Source organism: Salinisphaera sp. LB1, from assembly GCF_003177035.1.
In the GTDB taxonomy this organism is placed as follows: Bacteria; Pseudomonadota; Gammaproteobacteria; order Nevskiales; family Salinisphaeraceae; genus Salinisphaera.
Genome location: NZ_CP029488.1, coordinates 3,572,946 through 3,589,736 on the forward strand (window position 1 = coordinate 3,572,946; position 16,791 = coordinate 3,589,736).

14 protein-coding genes are annotated in these 16,791 nt (G+C 67.0%); 4 read left to right on the top strand and 10 right to left on the bottom strand.

Annotation, left to right across the window (positions count from 1 at the left end):
* Position 1 precedes the first annotated feature (1 nt).
* The 5 genes from SALB1_RS15980 to leuC form a co-directional block, all read right to left on the bottom strand.
* Positions 2 to 2,245, bottom strand: coding sequence for a FimV/HubP family polar landmark protein (locus tag SALB1_RS15980; RefSeq protein ID WP_109994744.1), 2,244 nt, complete (start codon positions 2,243 to 2,245; stop codon positions 2 to 4).
* A gap of 150 nt (positions 2,246 to 2,395) precedes the next feature.
* On the bottom strand, positions 2,396 to 3,472 hold the full coding sequence (leuB, locus tag SALB1_RS15985) for a 3-isopropylmalate dehydrogenase (RefSeq protein WP_109994745.1): 1,077 nt from the start codon (positions 3,470 to 3,472) through the stop codon (positions 2,396 to 2,398).
* A gap of 481 nt (positions 3,473 to 3,953) precedes the next feature.
* On the bottom strand, positions 3,954 to 4,598 hold the full coding sequence (gene leuD / locus SALB1_RS15990; RefSeq protein ID WP_109994746.1) for a 3-isopropylmalate dehydratase small subunit: 645 nt from the start codon (positions 4,596 to 4,598) through the stop codon (positions 3,954 to 3,956).
* Positions 4,599 to 4,611: 13 nt separating this feature from the next.
* The gene (locus SALB1_RS15995) at positions 4,612 to 5,400 is read right to left on the bottom strand and encodes a class I SAM-dependent methyltransferase (RefSeq protein WP_109994747.1); all 789 of its coding nucleotides are present in this window, start codon (positions 5,398 to 5,400) and stop codon (positions 4,612 to 4,614) included.
* Positions 5,397 to 6,806, bottom strand: a complete 1,410-nt coding sequence (gene leuC, locus SALB1_RS16000; RefSeq protein ID WP_109994748.1) for a 3-isopropylmalate dehydratase large subunit — start codon at positions 6,804 to 6,806, stop codon at positions 5,397 to 5,399. The genes SALB1_RS15995 and leuC overlap by 4 nt, the downstream gene beginning before the upstream one ends.
* Positions 6,807 to 6,912: 106 nt before the next feature.
* Here leuC and SALB1_RS16005 point away from each other — a divergent pair, with 106 nt between their 5' ends.
* Positions 6,913 to 7,797, top strand: coding sequence for a LysR family transcriptional regulator (locus SALB1_RS16005; RefSeq protein WP_109994749.1), 885 nt, complete (start codon positions 6,913 to 6,915; stop codon positions 7,795 to 7,797).
* On the opposite strand, the gene SALB1_RS16010 is transcribed toward SALB1_RS16005, so the two are convergent.
* The 3 genes from SALB1_RS16010 to prmB all read right to left on the bottom strand — a co-directional run bounded on the left by SALB1_RS16010 (position 7,785) and on the right by prmB (position 10,878).
* Positions 7,785 to 8,747, bottom strand: a complete 963-nt coding sequence (locus tag SALB1_RS16010; protein WP_109994750.1) for a tetratricopeptide repeat protein — start codon at positions 8,745 to 8,747, stop codon at positions 7,785 to 7,787. The two genes, SALB1_RS16005 and SALB1_RS16010, sit on opposite strands and share 13 nt — an antisense overlap.
* An 81-nt stretch (positions 8,748 to 8,828) precedes the next feature.
* On the bottom strand, positions 8,829 to 9,932 hold the full coding sequence (gene aroC, locus SALB1_RS16015) for a chorismate synthase (protein WP_109994751.1): 1,104 nt from the start codon (positions 9,930 to 9,932) through the stop codon (positions 8,829 to 8,831).
* A gap of 4 nt (positions 9,933 to 9,936) precedes the next feature.
* On the bottom strand, positions 9,937 to 10,878 hold the full coding sequence (prmB, locus tag SALB1_RS16020) for a 50S ribosomal protein L3 N(5)-glutamine methyltransferase (protein ID WP_109994752.1): 942 nt from the start codon (positions 10,876 to 10,878) through the stop codon (positions 9,937 to 9,939).
* 166 nt (positions 10,879 to 11,044) lie between these two features.
* On the opposite strand from prmB, the gene asd reads away from it, so the two are divergent.
* On the top strand, positions 11,045 to 11,938 hold the full coding sequence (gene asd / locus SALB1_RS16025) for an archaetidylserine decarboxylase (protein WP_109994753.1): 894 nt from the start codon (positions 11,045 to 11,047) through the stop codon (positions 11,936 to 11,938).
* 9 nt (positions 11,939 to 11,947) lie between these two features.
* On the opposite strand, the gene epmA is transcribed toward asd, so the two are convergent.
* Complete coding sequence (gene epmA / locus SALB1_RS16030; protein WP_109994754.1) at positions 11,948 to 12,898, bottom strand: EF-P lysine aminoacylase EpmA; 951 nt, start codon at positions 12,896 to 12,898, stop codon at positions 11,948 to 11,950.
* Between the two features lie 7 nt (positions 12,899 to 12,905).
* Positions 12,906 to 13,478: an elongation factor P gene (gene efp, locus SALB1_RS16035; RefSeq protein WP_109994755.1), complete on the bottom strand. Its 573-nt coding sequence runs from the start codon at positions 13,476 to 13,478 to the stop codon at positions 12,906 to 12,908.
* Positions 13,479 to 13,594: 116 nt separating this feature from the next.
* On the opposite strand from efp, the gene epmB reads away from it, so the two are divergent.
* On the top strand, positions 13,595 to 14,683 hold the full coding sequence (gene epmB, locus SALB1_RS16040; protein ID WP_109994756.1) for an EF-P beta-lysylation protein EpmB: 1,089 nt from the start codon (positions 13,595 to 13,597) through the stop codon (positions 14,681 to 14,683).
* A gap of 5 nt (positions 14,684 to 14,688) precedes the next feature.
* A complete protein-coding gene (locus SALB1_RS16045) occupies positions 14,689 to 16,743 on the top strand; it encodes an EAL domain-containing protein (protein ID WP_109994757.1) in 2,055 nt (684 codons plus the stop codon).
* Positions 16,744 to 16,791: the final 48 nt, after the last annotated feature.

Below are 16,791 nucleotides of genomic sequence, written 5' to 3' on the forward strand. Positions count from 1 at the left end.
CTCAGGAATCGAGGCGCTCGAGCAGCCGCTCGGCCTCGTCGCGCTGCGCGTCGTCGCCTCGCGTTCGCACATCGACAAGCAGCTCGCGGGCGGCGGCGTTATCTTCCATGTCAAGGTACATACGGGCGAGATCGAGACGGATCTCCACGCTGTCGTTTGAGTCATCGTCGGTCGGCCCCGCGGTCTCGGAAGGCGGATCGTACAGGTCGAACCCGCCGGGATCGATCATTTCGAGACCATAGGGATCGGGGCGGCCTGCAGCAGGCGTGGCGCTGCGGGTCGCGCCGGGCGTATCGGCCGCAGGCCCGCTGTCGGCATCGAAATCCAGCCCCGGCGCCCCGTCCGCGCCCAGATCATGCTCGCGCTCCCCGGTCTCCGGTAGCGATTGCGTCTCGAAGGCCAGGGCCTCGATCTCCTGGTTCGTAGCCGGGCGGCGATGTACCAGCAGGTCGCGATCACCGGACTCGGCTGCCGCAACCGGCTCGAAACGCATCGCCGGATCAGGCGCCCGCGCAGGCTCGGCCGCAGCAGGGGTAGATTCGGCGCCCGGCTCGGCCGGTTCATCCGCACCCGTCCGATCGCCGCGCCCGCCCAGCGCCGCGCCCGCGTTCGGCGAAGACGCGCCGGTGCGTTCGGCCCGCGGCATGTCCCGCTCCGCGCTGGCAACGGGCGTTGCCGGGCGTTCCGGCTCAGGTTCCGGCTCAGGTTCCGGCTCCGGTTCGGGTTCCGGCTCCGGCTCCTGCGCCGACCTGGGCGTCTGGACCGCCGTGGGCGCCACTTCGCCCGGCGCAGTGCTATCGCGGCCGGGGGCTTCGCGGGCGACTGCGGGATCCGCCGCCGCGCCGGTCGGCTCCGGATGCACCGCCGGCTCATCCGCAGCCGACGGCGCCTGCTCGCGCTCGAGCGTGACCGGCTTGTACCCGCGCTCGCGCAGGCGCCGCAGGGCCCACCCGACCAGCACCAACAACAATAGGAACAACAACAGATTGCGCGGCGACAGCCAGACGTCACCGCTGGCCTGGGCCACGTCGCCCGGCGGCGGAGACGCAACCCGCGGCGGATGGGCAGCGCGGCCGCCGCCGGATGAATCGGTCGCCGACTCGGGTTTCGACTCGGGTGTCGGCTTTGGGCTGCCGTTCGTGGATGCGGTCGCCGGGGCCGTTGCAGTCGACGCGGTATTACCGGCTGGCGTGGCGCCCGACCCCGCGCCGGACGCGCCCGGCGCCGACGCCGTGGCGTGGCCGCTCGAGCTCGCCTGCGGCGTCGGCCACGGCGCCGCGGACGGCAGGCTCAGTTGGCCGAAGGGTCCGGCCGGCGTCGTTTTCGCGCCGGCCGGCGTGGCTTTTGCTGGCCCGGGCGGCGTCTTTGCTTCGCCTTTGCTCGCACCCGTGGCCCGGGGCGCGGTACTGGCATTGGCATTCGGTGACTGCAGCGCCGCCGGCGGCGCGACGCCACTCGCCGCCAGCTTGGGCGAATTATCGGCACCGCCGCGCCCGGTGGCGTTGTGGTGCGCCTGAGCATTCTGCAAGCGCTGTTGCGCCGTGTCGGCGTTCACGGCGCGAATGCGATCCGCACCCGGGATGGTCAGACGCGCGTTCTGCGACAGCGCGCCCATGCGGCCATTGAAGGCGGATGGATTGGCCCGGTAGATCGCCAGCATGGTCTGCGCGATCGTCGCCCCGGGCGGCGTGTGGCCCGCGGCGATCGACCAGAGGGTTTCACCGGAACGCACTTCGTGACGGGACGCGCGGCCCGCGGCGGATGTCGCCGCCCCCGGCCGGCCCGCCGTCATCGCACCGGGCGCCGGCGACGGCGCCGCATTCGCCTCGGGCCCCGGATCGAGCATGGCGGTGTATTCGCGTAGCGCACTGCCGCTACCGGAATCCACTTGCAGAAGAAAATCCACGAACGGCTCGCTCACCGGGCGATTCGTGGCGATATGCACGGTCGCGCGATGGCCGCCCGGGCTCATCTTGGTATCGACCTTGAGGCGATCGACCGCGCTGCTGCGGCGGATGCCGAAACGCTGGAACATGGCCGGCGGCGCGATACCGACGTCGAGCGACGCGCGCTCGGCGGCATCGATATCCTTCAACACCACCGTAGCGTCGAGCGGCTGATTGAGATGCGAATGCACCGTAAGCGCCCCGAATTCGAGGGCGAACGCGGACGAGGCATACCCCGCCGCCGCAATACTCGCGGCGATCAGACCGCATCGGATAGCTCGATCGATGAAAACGGCCACGCCGTATGCAACCCCCTGTTTACTCCCCGCGGCCAACCCGGCCCGACCGCCCGCCCGATTACTGTTATCGGCAGACTGGGGCGGCGCTCAAGCGCCACACCCAGGGCGCGGGCCGATGCGATTCGCCCGCCGCCTGGCTATCCGGCCGGCTCAGCGTAGCATATCGACGATCGCGCCCCCCATCTCCCGGGTGCTGGCAATCTGGGTTTCATCGTCCATGATATCGCGGGTGCGAAGACCTCGGTCGAGCGCATAGCCGACCGCCGCCTCCACCTTGTCGGCCAGGTCGCCGCGATCCAGCGTATAGCGCAGCATCATCGCCACCGACAGGATGATCGCCAACGGATTGGCCAGGCCCTGGCCGGCGATGTCGGGCGCGCTGCCGTGCACCGGCTCGTACAGCCCCTTGCCGTGGGCATCCATCGATGCCGAGGGCAGCATGCCGATCGAGCCGGTGAGCATGGCGGCCGCGTCCGAGAGAATGTCGCCGAACAGGTTGCTGGTGACCACCGTGTCAAACTGCTTGGGCGCGCGCACCAGCTGCATGGCGGCGTTGTCGACATACATATGCGAGAGTTCGACGTCCTCGTACTCGCGCGCGAGTTCGTTCATGACATCGCGCCACAACTGCGAGACATCCAGCACGTTGGCCTTGTCGACGCTGCACAGGCGATGGCCGCGGGCGCGCGCGGTCTCGAACGCCGCCCGGCCGATACGCTCGATCTCGGCTTCGTTGTAGCGCAGGGTGTTCCAGGCCTCGCGCAGACCGGCTTCGGTGCGGCCGGAACCCGCCGGCTTGCCGAAATAGATGCCCCCGGTCAGCTCACGAACAATCATGATATCCAGCCCCGACACCATCTCCGGCTTGAGCGCCGAGGCATGCGCCAGCTGCGGATAGAGAGTCGCCGGGCGCAGATTGGCGAACAGGCCGAGTTCGCTGCGCAGCCGCAACAGTCCGGACTCCGGCCGCATGGCGCGCTCAAGGTTATCCCAGGCAGGCCCGCCGATCGCGCCGAACAGCACGGCATCGGCCTCGCGCGCGGCGGCGAGCGACGACTCCGGCAGCGGATCGCCCTCGACATCAATCGCGGCCCCGCCGACGAGCGCTTCATCCAGCTCGATGTCGAGCCCGTGATCGGCGGCCAGCGCTTCGAGCACGCGCACCGCTTCGCGACAGATTTCGGGGCCGACGCCGTCGCCGGGCATTACCAGAATGCGTGAGGTCATGACAATCCTTGTTCAGCTTTCGTCGGATATATTCGAGAAGACAAAAGCGGTCCACAAATGAACGCGAAACAACGCAAATATTGTTCTGTATGACTTTTTATTTGCGCGTATTTGCGTTCATTTGCGGACGTTTCCCATGTAACGATAGATTTAAAAGACAAGAAAAATCCGCAAATAAACGCCAATAAACGCAAATTAAAAACGCAACCGGACAGCAGCTATGTTACTTCGCGCCCATTTGCGAACCGTTCCAATACCCAAAATAGATCAGAGAAGGCAATAGCGATCCGCTAATAAACACCAATAAACGACAACTGGAAGTCGTGCGGAACAGGATTTGCGTTAATTGGCGTTCATTTGCGGACGGTTTCAATAGCAGAGAAAGATTCGAAAACAAAAAAAATCAGTCCGCAAATGAACGCAAGTCGAAAGCGGCGCAGAACAGCATTCGCGTTGATTCGCGGACGGCTCCAATACACGATTACAACTCGCGAAAGAGCCAGGGCTTTTCGGCCGCGCGCTGTTGTTCGTACGCGCGAATCGCGTCTTCGTGCTGCAGTGTCAGGCCGATGTCGTCGAGGCCTTCGAGCATGTTCTTGCGGCGATAGCCCTCGACCTCGAAGGCGTAGATGCTGCCGTCGGGCAGGCTGATCCGCTGCTCGACCAGATCGACGCGAGCGCGCAGACCGCCGGCCGCGTGGGCCGCCTGAAACAGCGCGTCGACCTGCTCCGCGGCCAGCGCGATCGGCAGCACGCCGTTCTTGAAACAGTTGTTGTAGAAGATATCGGCGAAGCTGGGCGCGATCACACAGCGGATGCCGAAATCCTCCAGCGCCCACACCGCATGCTCACGCGAGGAGCCACAGCCGAAATTTTCGCGCGCCAGCAGGATCGAGGCGTCGCGGAACGGCTCCTTGTTGAGGATGAAGTCGGGGTTTTCGCGCCGGTCGGCGATATCCACGTCCAGGCCGCCGGCATCCAGATAACGCCAGTCATCGAACAGATACTGGCCGAAACCGGTGCGGCGGATGGATTTCAGGTACTGCTTGGGGATGATGGCGTCGGTATCGACGTTGGCACGATCCAGCGGCGCGACCAACCCTTCGTGAACGGTGAATGCCTGCATGATGAGAATCCTCTTATACGGGTTTGCGGGCGACAAAGCGCAGCCGCACGTACGGGGCGACCCACTGGCCGTCGTGGTGGCGCATCTCGCCGGCCAGGCGCTCGCGCACCGCGGCGACATAATCGTCGCGCGCCCGGCCTTCGGCGAACGCGGTCACGAACGGGCGCGCCAGCGTAGTCAGCCAGTCGGCCACGTCACCCGGCAGCTGGGTCGGCCGCTCGAAACTGTGTGAGCGCTCGATATGAAAGCCGGCGGTGGCGAGCCGGTCGAGATAGGTCGTCTCGCTCGGGAAATACCACGGATCGAGCGTATCCGGGTCGATCCCGCGGGCATCGGCCTCGGCACGCAGCGCGGCCTGGATGGGGGCGATATTGCCGGCGCCGCCCATCTCGGCCACGAAGCGCCCGCCCGGCTTCAAGCGTGCGAACACGCCGTCGATGACGGCCTGCGGATCATCTCGCATCCAGTGCAGCGCGGCGTTCGAGAACACGGCATCGAAGGTCCGATCGAGCTCGGGGACCGTATCCAGGTTCTGGCCGTCGGCGACCACCGCCGCCACCCCTCGGGCCCGGGCCGCGGCCACCATGGCCGGGCTGCCGTCGGCGCCGATCACCTCGGCGCCGGTTTCGGCAAGGCGTTCGCTGAGCGCGCCATCGCCGCAGCCCAGATCCAGGATCTGCTCGCCCGCGGCCGGCGCCAGCCACGCCACAAGATCTGCCGCCAGATGGGCGACGAAACGGGCGTTGCGGTGGTAATCCTCAGCCCGCCAGCCGCCGGCGTTGATTTCCGCGGTGTCACTCATGCCGCAACATCCAGCTCGCGGATATCCACGAAATGGCCATGAACCGCGGCGGCGGCGGCCATGGCCGGGCTGACCAGATGGGTCCGGCCGCCCTTGCCCTGGCGCCCTTCGAAGTTGCGGTTCGAGGTCGAGGCACAACGCTCGCCCGGCAGCAGGTTATCGTCGTTCATGCCCAGGCACATCGAGCAACCGGCATCGCGCCATTCGAAACCGGCGGCCTTGAAGATCGCGTCCAGCCCTTCTTTTTCGGCCTGCGCCTTCACCAGCCCCGAACCCGGCACGACCATCGCCAGCTCAATGTTCGGCGCGATCCGGCGGCCTTCCAGATATTTCGCGGCCACGCGCAGATCCTCGATACGCGCGTTGGTGCAGGAGCCGATGAAGATCTTGTCCAGCATGATCTCGGTGATCGGTACGCCGGGCGTCAGATCCATGTATTCGAGCGCGGCGCGCCAGCCTTCATTCTGACCCGCGCGCGGCGCGCTGTCCGGCTCGGGCACACGATCGGTGACCGGGGCGACCATTTCCGGCGACGTGCCCCAGGTGACCTGCGGCGCGATCTCGGCGGCATCCAGCACGACCACCTGATCGTATTCGGCGCCCTCGTCGGAAACCAGCGTACGCCAGTAGGCTTCCGCCGCCGGCCATTGCTGTTCATCCGGCGCATAGGGGCGACCGCGCATGTAGTCGATGGTGGTGTCGTCGACCGCGACCATGCCGGCGCGCGCGCCCGCCTCGATCGACATGTTGCAGATCGTCATGCGGCCTTCCATGGACAGCGCGCGAATCGCCTCGCCGCCGTACTCGATGACGTGACCCGTACCGCCGGCCGTGCCGATCTTGCCGATGATGGCCAGCATGATGTCCTTGGCCGAAATACCGGGTGCCACCTGCCCGTCCACGCGCACCAGCATGGTCTTGGAGCGCGACTGCGGTAGTGTCTGGGTGGCCAGCACATGCTCGACCTCGGACGTGCCGATGCCGAAGGCCAGCGCGCCGAAGGCGCCGTGGGTGGCGGTATGCGAGTCGCCGCAGACAATGGTCATGCCGGGCTGGGTCGCGCCCTGCTCCGGGCCGATGATATGCACGATGCCCTGGCGCCGATCGCCCATGCCGAACAGGCGCACACCGAAATCGTTGCAGTTGACCTGCAGCGCCTCGACCTGCGCGCGCGAAATGGGGTCGGCGATGCCGCCGTCGCGATTAGTGGTCGGCACGTTGTGGTCGGGCACCGCCAGATTGGCGCTCGCACGCCAGATGTCGCGATGCGCCAGGCGCAGGCCCTCGAAGGCCTGGGGCGAAGTCACCTCGTGCACCATGTGCCGGTCGATATACAGCAGCGCATTGCCCGCTTCCTCGCGGACAACGTGTTCATCCCAGATCTTTTCGTACAGCGTGCGGGCCATGAGCGCATCTCGTTGCTTGAGCTTGCCTGGAGTCTAGGTGCGGCCTATCTATTACTCAAATGAATAATTTTTCGCGCGGCATTCCAAACTGGAATACAATGCCGGCATGCGTATCGATGCATTGCAGGCGTTCGTGGCCGTGGCCGAGCTGGGTTCCTTTCAGGACGCCGGGCACCGGCTGCATCTGAGCCAGCCGGCGGTAAGCAAACGCATCGCCGCCCTGGAAAGCGAACTCGGCCATCGTCTATTCGATCGCGTGGGTCGCGGCATCGGGCTGACCGAGGCAGGACGCGCCTACCTGCCACACGCCCGCGAGACGCTGGCCGCGGTCGCGGACGGCGACCGGGCGCTGGATAATCTCGCCGAGCAGGTCGCCGGCACGCTCGAACTGGCGGTCTCGCACCATGTCGGCATGCACCGCATGCCCGAGGTGCTGCGGGCCTTCGTGGCGCGCTATCCGGACGTGGCGCCTCAGATCGAGTTCGCCGATTCGGAGCAAGCCTGCCAGCGCGTAGTCAACGGCGAATCGGAACTCGCCCTGATCACGCTGCCGGTCAAACCCCATCGGACACTGATCGCGCGCACCATCTGGCACGACCCGCTCGCCATTTATGCCGGCATCGACCACCCGCTGGCACGGCGCGCGGCCATTCCGTTCTCGGAACTGGTGCGCTATCCCGCGGTACTGCCGCCGCCGGACAGCTATACCCATCGGATCATCGAATCCGCCCTGGCCGAACACGGTGTCGCGGTGACCGCGCGCATGACCAGCCACTCGCTGGAAACCCTGCGCATGCTCGCGGACGTAGGCCTGGGCTGGACGGTCCTGCCCGAGGCCATGCCGCATCGGCTGGTGCCGCTGGCGCTGCCCGGACTGGGGATGCATCGTGAACTGGGTGTCATGCGGCATCCACAGCGGCACTTGTCGAACGCAGCGCGCGCGTTGCTCGCCATGCTGGAAGCGGAAGCCGGAGGCGCTCAGCTTTCCTGACGGATACGCCAGGCCCCATCCTCACGCACGAACACCATGTGCCGGGTGGCATCGCGTTCATTGCCCGCGGCGCGATAATGCTCCTGGAAGGTGGCCTGGGCACGATTCGAGCTTTGTGCCGTCACCCGGACATCGGACACGCTCACATGCACCGATTTCGGCTGGGTCACCCGCGCACGCTGCTGACGGATCCACTGTGCGCGGCTGATCTTGCCCTGCGGTTGATAGTCGTCGCTGTATGCCGCCAGATAAGCCGATACATCCTGTTGCGACCATGCATTCGCCCAGTGCGACAACACCTGATCGATTGCCTGCCTGGGCGGGCCCGAAGCCGGGTTTTTGGCCGCGCCGTGGCTGCTACCGCTCGCTGCCGCGGCATCCGCCGGCGTGGCGGCGCTCGGCTTTGCGGAAACCGCGGTCGGTTGGGCCGGGCTCGGTAAGGCGGGAACCAGCCGCGCCAGTGCGCGGCGGCGGCGAGTCATGGCCTCGGCACTCGCGCCCTGCTGCTGCGCATGCCGATAGGCCGCGCTGGCCAACGCCACATAGACATCGCCCAGATTCTCGTCGGCGACGGCGTAGTCCGGCGCGGCTGCGACCGCATGCGCCAGCGCGTCGCGCGCCTTGTCGAGCCGGCCCTGGCGGGCATAGAGCACGCCCAGGTTATTCCAGACGCGTGCCCGCTGCGGATACTCGGTCGACAACTTTCGGTAGAGATCGATCGCGTGGGACGCATCGCCGGTTCGCGCCAGCGCCATGGCCTGCAGGAACTGCGCCTGCGGATCGTCCGGCTGATCGGCCAGGCGGGCGTTCGTCGCTTCCAGCGCCTGCACGGCCTGACCGTTCGACAGCTCATGACCGACCGCGGCCGGGTTCCAATCGGCTGCCGCCGCGACCGCCGGGCCGGCCGCCAGTACGGCGATGCAGGTAATACTCGAAAACCAATGTTTCACGCGACGCCCCCAGCCACTGTGCCTCGACGCATCCTAGCCGGCCGGCGCCGCGGCGCAAAGCCCCCGTGCGCAGCCGGTGGATCAGAACATCGGCCCGCCGCCCAGGGGCGCCATGGGCGGCTCGACATCGGCGTTCTGCCCACGATGGCGCAACGCGTGGTCGAGCAGCGTGATGGCGAGCATGGCTTCAGCGATCGGCGCCGCACGCAGCCCCACACAGGGGTCGTGCCGTCCGGTGGTCCGCATCTGTGTGGCCTGGCCCGCCGTGTCGACCGTATCCCCCGGGATGGTGATGCTGGAGGTGGGTTTCAGCGCCATGCTGGCGCGAATCGCCTGGCCGCTGGAAATACCGCCCTGGATACCGCCGGAATGATTGCTGGCGAAACCGTCCGGCGTCATTTCGTCGCGGTGTTCCGAGCCGCGCATGGACACCACATCGAAGCCATCGCCGATCTCCACGCCCTTGACCGCATTGATGCTCATCAGTGCCTTGGCGATATCGGCATCCAGCCGGTCGAACACCGGCTCACCCCAGCCCGCCGGCACGCCGGTGGCCATGACATCGATACGCGCGCCGATGGAGTCGCCGTCACGACGCAGCTGGTTGATGTAGGCCTCCAGTTCGGGCAACCGGTCCGGTTCGGCGCAGAAGAACGGGTTGTCGTTGGCCGCGGCGAGATCGGTGCAGCCGAGGCGAATATCGCCCATCTGGGCCAGATAACCCTGGATGGCCACACCCCAGCGCTCGGCCAGGATGCGGCGCGCGATGGCGCCGGCGGCCACGCGTACTGCGGTTTCGCGCGCCGAAGAGCGCCCGCCGCCGCGATAGTCGCGAATGCCGTATTTCTGCAGATAGGCGTAATCGGCATGATTCGGCCGGAACACGTCCTTGATCTTGGAATAATCACGCGAGCGCTGATCGGTGTTCTCGATGATGATCGCGATCGGAGTGCCCGTGGTCACGCCCTCGAAGACACCCGAGACGATGCGCGCCTCGTCGGCTTCGCGGCGCTGGGTCACGTAGCGCGACGTACCGGGCTTGCGCCGATCCAGATCGCGCTGCAGCAAGGCCTCGTCGACCGCCACGCCGGGCGGGCAGCCGTCGATGACACAACCGATCGCCGGTCCGTGCGATTCGCCGAACGAAGTGACGGTGAACTGCTGGCCCCAGGTATTGCCCGCCATGCGATTACGCTCCCACCTGTTGTGCTTCGACCCAGGCGGCGAGGTCTTCGGCCTCGAGCGCGCCCACACCCATGCCGCCGCGCTCCAGATCGATCCAGGTGACCGGCAGGTCCGGATAGCGCTGTTCCAGCAGGAACGCCGACGCGCCCACTTCCATGATCAACAGGCCGTCCTCGGTGAGATAGTCGGGTGCGCCCAACAGGATGCGCTCGACCAGGGTCAGATCCTCGGCGTCGCCGTGGAAGGCGAAACCCGGTTCGTGGCGGAATTCCGGGTCCAGGCCCGACCATTCGTCCTGCGTGACATACGGCGGATTGGTCACGATCAGGTCGAACCGCTGCGCTTCCAGCCCGTCGAACAGGTCGGCCCGCACCAGTTCCACCTGCGGCCCGGTATCGTGCTTGTCGCAGTTGATCGCAGCCACGGCCAGTGCATCGTCACTGGCGTCGGTCGCCACGATCTGTGCATCGGGGAAGGCGTAGGCACAGCCGATCGCGATCGCGCCGCAGCCCGTGCACAGATCCAGCACGGCCAACGGCTCGCGGTGGCCAAGCCACGGCTGAAAGCCCTGCTCGATCAATTCGGCGATCGGCGAGCGCGGTACGATGACGCGCTCGTCGACGAAGAACTCCATCTCCGCGAACCAGGCGCGACCGGTGATATACGGCGCCGGCAGCCGCGTGTCGATTCGGCGCTCGATGACCGCGATTACGCGCTGGCGCTCGCTCGGCGTGAGCACGGACTCGAGATACGCATCAGGCAGCCCCGGATCCAGAGCCAGCGCATCCAGCACCAGATGCGCCGCCTCGTCGATCGCATTGTCGCTGCCGTGGCCGAACGATAGATCGGCCGCCACGAAACGCGATGCGCCCCAGCGGATGTAATCGACGATGCGCGTCAGGGTCGCGGCGATCTCGGAGGCCGGTTCGGCGGTGTCGCTAGCCATAGTCTCACTCGCGGGCCCGGGCCCGCTCCTGTCGGTGGCACGACGCGCGACCGGTATCGCGCGTCATTCTCAATCGGGAACAGCGGGCTAGGATAAACCAGATCGCCAGTGTTGCGGCGTTGCGCTAGGGTGACGGCTCGCTCCGCTGTCGTTTTCCCGCTTGACCATGCCCAATGTCCCGGTTCGCTTCACCGATCGCCTGTTCGCCCTTGCGCTCGCGCTGTTACCCACGCGCGCCATCTCGCATCTGGCGTTTGTCATCGCCGAGATGCGGCTGCCACGGATCAAGAATGCGCTGATCCGTGGCTTCCTGCGCGCCTATCCGGCGATCGACATGAGCGAAGCGGCCGAGCCGGAACCGACGCAATATGCCTGCTTCAACGATTTTTTCACGCGCGAACTCGCTGCCGACGTGCGGCCGTTGCCGGCCGACGACCACACACTCGCCTGCCCCGTCGATGGCCAGCTCGGCATGTTCGGGGCCATCGAGACCGGCCGCCTGTTCCAGACCAAGGGCGTGGCCTACGACCTGCGGCAACTGGTGGCCGGCGACGACAGTCTTGCCGCCGCTTTTCTCGGCGGCCGCTATGTCACGCTCTATCTCGCGCCGCATAATTATCATCGGGTGCATATGCCGCTGGACGGCCGGCTGCGCGAGACGCAATATGTACCGGGGCGTCTGTTCGGCGTGAATCCGCGCTGCGTGCGCGCCATCCCCCGGCTGTTCTCGCGCAACGAACGTCTGGTGAGCTGCTTCGATACCGCGGTCGGGCCGGTGGCCGTGGTGATGGTCGGGGCCTTCATCGTCGGCGGCATCCACACCCGTGCCGCCGGGCGTGTCTGCCCGCCCCATCAAAAGGCCCGCCGCCACACCAGCTATATCGATGCCGGCCAGACCGAGCACCGCTATGGCCGCGGCGATCCGATGGGGCATTTCATGCTGGGATCGAGCGTGATTCTGCTCACCGGCCCGGATGCGGTGGCTTTCGATCCCGAACTGACGGCCGGCCAGCCGGTGCGTCTCAACCAGTCGCTCGGACAACTCGTGCCGGGCGCCTGACGCGCCGGATCAGCGCCCGTCGGCGAATGGCAGAACCGGCGCAATCGCGTCCACGCCCTGCAACAACGCCAGCAATCGGTCGATCCCGAGCGCCACGCCGGCGCAAGGCGGCAGGCCCGCACGCATTGCCGCCAGCAGGGCCTCGTCGACCGGCGGCACCGGGCTGCCCTGGGCGGCACGCGCCTCTTGTTCACGCGCCATACGCTGGCGAGCGAGGTCGGCATCGGTCAGCTCGCGGGCGCCGTTGGCTAACTCCACGCCCTGCCAGAAGCATTCGAACCGCAGCGCCTGACGCGCATCGTCCGGATCGCTGGCCACCAGCACGGCGTCGTCGGCCGGGAAATGCGTCACCAGCTCGGCGCCGTCGCGGCCCAGCGTCGGCTGTACGCAAGTCGCCATGAGCAGATCGAGCCAGAACACGCGCCCGGCCTCGGCCCCCATGCCACCCGGGGCAACGCCCTGGGCGGCCGCGCAGTCGGCAAGTGCGCGGGCGTCGGCCACCAGCGGATCGAGGCCGAGCGCCTCGCGGAACACGGCGCGATAGGTACGCGCCGGCCGGCCCGCGGGCACGCCCAGTCGACGCAGCAGCGCGGCGAGCCGGGCCATCGCCGCGCCCATGTCCTCGTCGACGCCGTACCACTCGAGCATGGTGAACTCGGGATTGTGCCAGCGCCCGGTCTCCCCGGCGCGAAAGACATGCCCGAGCTGATACAACGAGCCGGCACCCTCGGCGAGCAGACGCTTGAGCGCATGCTCGGGCGACGGCACGAGATAGCCCGCACCCGCGACCGCCAGGCATTCCAGCGCGCGCTCGCTCGGTGCGGCCGCCGACAGCACGGGCGTATCCACTTCCAGCAGCCCGTGCTCGGCCATGAAGACACGAGTATCGGCGAGCAACCGCGCCCGCGCCGCCAGCGCGCCCGGGGCGAGCCCCGAGCGCCAGCGGCCATCGTGGCTCATGCGGGTCTCAGCTTTCGTTGGCGCGCGAGACGTACTCACCCTTGCGGGTATCGATGCGCAGGGTCTCGCCTTCTTCGATGAACAACGGCACCTGGACCACCGCGCCCGTTTCCAGCGTGGCCGGCTTGGAACCGCCCGAGGAGGTGTTGCCGCGCACGCCCGGATCGGTCTCGGTGACCTGCAGGACGACGAAGTTGGGCGCATCCACCTGCAGCGGCACACCGTTCCACAGCGTGACATCGCAGCTGTCCTGGGGCTTGAGCCACTTGGCGGCATCGCCGACCGCGGCTTCGCTGGCCTGGTACTGCTCGAACGTGTTCGGTTCCATGAAATGGAAGAACTCACCATCGTGGTACAGGAACTGAAGATCGAGGTTGAACACGTCGGCCGCCTCGACCGAATCGCCCGACTTGAAGGTGCGCTCGACCGTGCGATTGGTCTTGAGGTTGCGCACCTTCACGCGATTGAAAGCCTGGCCCTTACCGGGCTTGACGAATTCGTTCTCGACGATGGTGTACGGGTCGCCGTCGAGGATGATCTTCAGGCCGCCCTTGAACTGGTTGGTGGAAAACTGCGCCATAAAACGAAACTCCAAGGCTGGAATGCGTCGCGCCGGCATGCGCGGCGCCCCGGTCTCAAGAATCCGTCGTCAGGCCGTGCGGCACGGGCTGACGACAGCCTCTATACTGGTTCGATATGAGCACACGCCCCGCGCCATCACGGATTACGCCGCTGATCGAGCCGCGCAGTCTATCGTATCGCAGCGGTGGCTGGCAGCAGGCCATGCGTGACGCCATCACCGACGTCGATACGCTGTTTGCCGAACTCGACCTGCCGGCCGAGTACAAGCCCGCGGCCCGACGTGCCGCCGCTCTGTTCGATCTACGCGTACCGCGCGGCTATGTCGCGCGCATGCGCCGCGGCGACATCGCCGACCCCCTGCTGCGCCAGGTTCTGCCGCTGCACGCCGAGTGCCACGATCCGCCCGGTTTCGTCGACGATGCGGTGGGCGACAATTCGAGCGCCGTCGGCGATGGGCTGCTGCACAAATACCACGGCCGGGCGCTGCTGGTGACCACCGGCGCCTGTGCCGTGCATTGCCGCTATTGCTTTCGCCGGCACTTCGATTACAGCGCCCAACATGCGGGCGGCTCGCATACCGAGGCCGCGCTGGCGCGCATCGCCGCGGACCCGAGCATTACCGAAGTGATCCTGTCAGGCGGCGATCCGCTATCGCTGTCGAATGCGCGGCTGGACGCACTCGGGGCGCGACTGGATGCCATCGACCATGTCCGGCGACTACGCATACATACGCGCACACCCGTTGTGCTGCCCGAACGCGTGGATGACGGGCTGCTCGCATGGTTCGCCGCACGCCGCGCGCGAACGGTGGTCGTGTTGCACGTCAATCACGCGGCTGAACTTTCCTTCGACGTTGCCGATATAGCTCGTGCGATCGCGGGAACCGGCGCCGTACCGCTCAATCAGGCCGTGTTGCTCGCCGGCGTCAACGACGACGCCGACACGCTCGCGGATTTGAGTCTCGCGCTCTTCGATGCCGGTGTTATGCCCTATTATCTGCATCTGCTTGATCGCGTTCGCGGTACCCATCATTTCGAGGTACCGGAAGCGCGTGCGGTCGTCTTGATGCAGGCGCTTGCCGCACGCTTGCCGGGCTATCTGGTACCGAAGCTGGCGCGCGAGGGCCCGGGTGACGATGCCAAGAGCGTACTTGGCGTGCCGGCGCGGGCACGGCATGCTGGTTTGAGGGGACAAGGGGACTGATACCGATGGCTATTGCCGACGCAACCAACGCACATCGATCGAATGCAAGCAACGACAGCGCCAACGCCAATGCACTGATCGCCGTGATTGGCGACGATGACGCCACCAGCCGGCGATTGGCCGCTCGCCTGCAGACGCTGTCGCCCCGGGATTGGGCGACCCAACGGTTTGATGACTTCGATACGGCCGCCAGCCAGGCGCATCCGCCGCTGGCCCTGCTCGCCCTGGTCTGCCGCGACGGCGACCGCTTCGATACCGCGACGCTGATTCGGCGTGTGGAAGGCGCCGGCAGCGTCCCTCTGCTGGTGGCGGGCACCGAAGTGCGTCTGCCGCCCCGCGGCGCCTGTGTGCGCGCCGGCGTCTGTCAGCGCATCGATATCGACGAGGATGCGGAATTGATCGACGCCCGGCTGTCGCGCGCTCTGGATCTGGCCATCGACCGACGCCGCCTGGCCGAGCTCGAGCAACAGAGCGAGGGCGCGAGAGCCCGCCTCGACGGAGGCACACTCGTCGGGGCGACGCCCCATTTCGCCGACCTGATCGGGGCCGAGTCCGCCGCGGCCATCAACGGGCAGGCGCTCGGCAGCTGGCTGTCCAAGACCGACGCGGCGCGCCTGTCCGCCGCCCAGGCGCGCCTGAACGACCCCGACCGGCCAGCCGGTCGCGGCGTGATCCTGCGCCGGGCCAGCGCTGGTGCCACGCATCCGCTGTCCGCGCATCTGTATACCGGCACCGACCGCAGCCAGTGGCTGTCGCTGGCACCGATCGAAACGACCAGCATGCCGGTTCTGGGCGCGACCCCCATTGCCGACGCGCGCATGGCCCTGCATCGACACCTGGCCAGCATCAGCCGCTGGTCCGACAGCGGCCGCCTGCGCGGCCTCGTGTTCGTGGCGGTCGACGGCGTGCCGGCACTGCAACAGCAATTCGGCCTGGCGAGCACCGATGAATTGCTCGAGGAGGTCAGCCTGTTCCTGATCGACAATCTGGCCGATGCCGATCGCTGCTTCCGCTTCGCCGTGGGCGAATACGTCCTGTCGATCGAACGCGGGGCCCCGGCCGATGTTTCGGCCATGGCGGAAACCCTGGTACGCACCATCGGCGACACCGAGTTCGGCGGTCATCATCGCTCGGTGCATGTCACGGCCAGCGTGTCCGCGATCATGCTCGGGGCGGAATCCACCGCCAACGATCGTCGGCTGCAGCAACTGGTCGACACTGGATATCGCCTGCGGGAAACGGGCGGCGATGCGTTTCGCGAGTGCGAAGGCGATCCGATGGCCGACGCACAGGCTGGCTCCGACGCCTGGCAGAGCCGGCTGGAACAGGCGCTCGTCTCGGATCGTTTCCGGCTGGCATTCCAGACCGTGACCAGCCTGGCCGGCGACCAGCGTCGCTACTACGACGTGCTGCTGCGCTACGTCGACGATCACGACGGCATGATCATGCCCGCCAACTTCCTGCCGGCCGCCGAGCAGGCGGGCCTGATGCCCGAGATCGATCGCTGGGTGACCCGGCGCGCGGCGCGCGTGATCGCCGAACAGGCCGCCCGCGATGTCGAACTCGCACTGTTCGTCAAATTGTCGAGCGCTACGCTCGACAGCGCGCAGACATTCATCCAGTGGCTGGCCGAGGACGAGGCCATGGCCGCGATCGATCACCAGCAGATCATATTCTGCGTGCGTGAAGCGGACGCGCGTTCACACGTGGCCGCGACGCGTCGCCTGGCCGCCGAACTCGATCGCCAGACTTATCGTTTTGCCCTGACGCATTTTGGCGAGTCGAGCAGCCATGCGGCGATGCTCGAAAACCTCACGCTGTCGTTCATCAAACTGGCGCCGGCGTTTGCGCGCCAGCTGGCGGAGCAGAACAGCGAGAATGGGCGCCTGCAGAGGGTGGTCGATTTCGCCCGTGAGCACGGGGTGCCGCTCATCGCCGAGCATATCGAGGATGCCGCCAGCATGGCGCGCCTGTGGCAGGCCGGCGTCAATTACGTCCAGGGCCACTTCATTCAGGAGCCGGACCCGGCGGCGCTCCAGCACGGCGAAACCATCGGCTGATCGCGCCTTCGGACGCGTGGGCCGACCCGGCCCACGCCCGGCATCGTC

Excerpts from the sequence above, each read along its gene's own strand:
- aroC (WP_109994751.1), bottom strand. The coding sequence starts at position 9,932 with ATGGCGGGCAATACCTGGGGCCAGCAGTTCACCGTCACTTCGTTCGGC.
- SALB1_RS15995 (WP_109994747.1), bottom strand. The coding sequence starts at position 5,400 with ATGAGTGACACCGCGGAAATCAACGCCGGCGGCTGGCGGGCTGAGGAT.
- prmB (WP_109994752.1), bottom strand. The coding sequence starts at position 10,878 with ATGGCTAGCGACACCGCCGAACCGGCCTCCGAGATCGCCGCGACCCTG.
- epmB (WP_109994756.1), top strand. The coding sequence starts at position 13,595 with ATGAGCACACGCCCCGCGCCATCACGGATTACGCCGCTGATCGAGCCG.
- leuC (WP_109994748.1), bottom strand. The coding sequence starts at position 6,806 with ATGGCCCGCACGCTGTACGAAAAGATCTGGGATGAACACGTTGTCCGC.
- SALB1_RS16005 (WP_109994749.1), top strand. The coding sequence starts at position 6,913 with ATGCGTATCGATGCATTGCAGGCGTTCGTGGCCGTGGCCGAGCTGGGT.
- epmA (WP_109994754.1), bottom strand. The coding sequence starts at position 12,898 with ATGAGCCACGATGGCCGCTGGCGCTCGGGGCTCGCCCCGGGCGCGCTG.
- SALB1_RS16045 (WP_109994757.1), top strand. The coding sequence starts at position 14,689 with ATGGCTATTGCCGACGCAACCAACGCACATCGATCGAATGCAAGCAAC.
- efp (WP_109994755.1), bottom strand. The coding sequence starts at position 13,478 with ATGGCGCAGTTTTCCACCAACCAGTTCAAGGGCGGCCTGAAGATCATC.
- leuD (WP_109994746.1), bottom strand. The coding sequence starts at position 4,598 with ATGCAGGCATTCACCGTTCACGAAGGGTTGGTCGCGCCGCTGGATCGT.
- asd (WP_109994753.1), top strand. The coding sequence starts at position 11,045 with ATGCCCAATGTCCCGGTTCGCTTCACCGATCGCCTGTTCGCCCTTGCG.
- leuB (WP_109994745.1), bottom strand. The coding sequence starts at position 3,472 with ATGACCTCACGCATTCTGGTAATGCCCGGCGACGGCGTCGGCCCCGAA.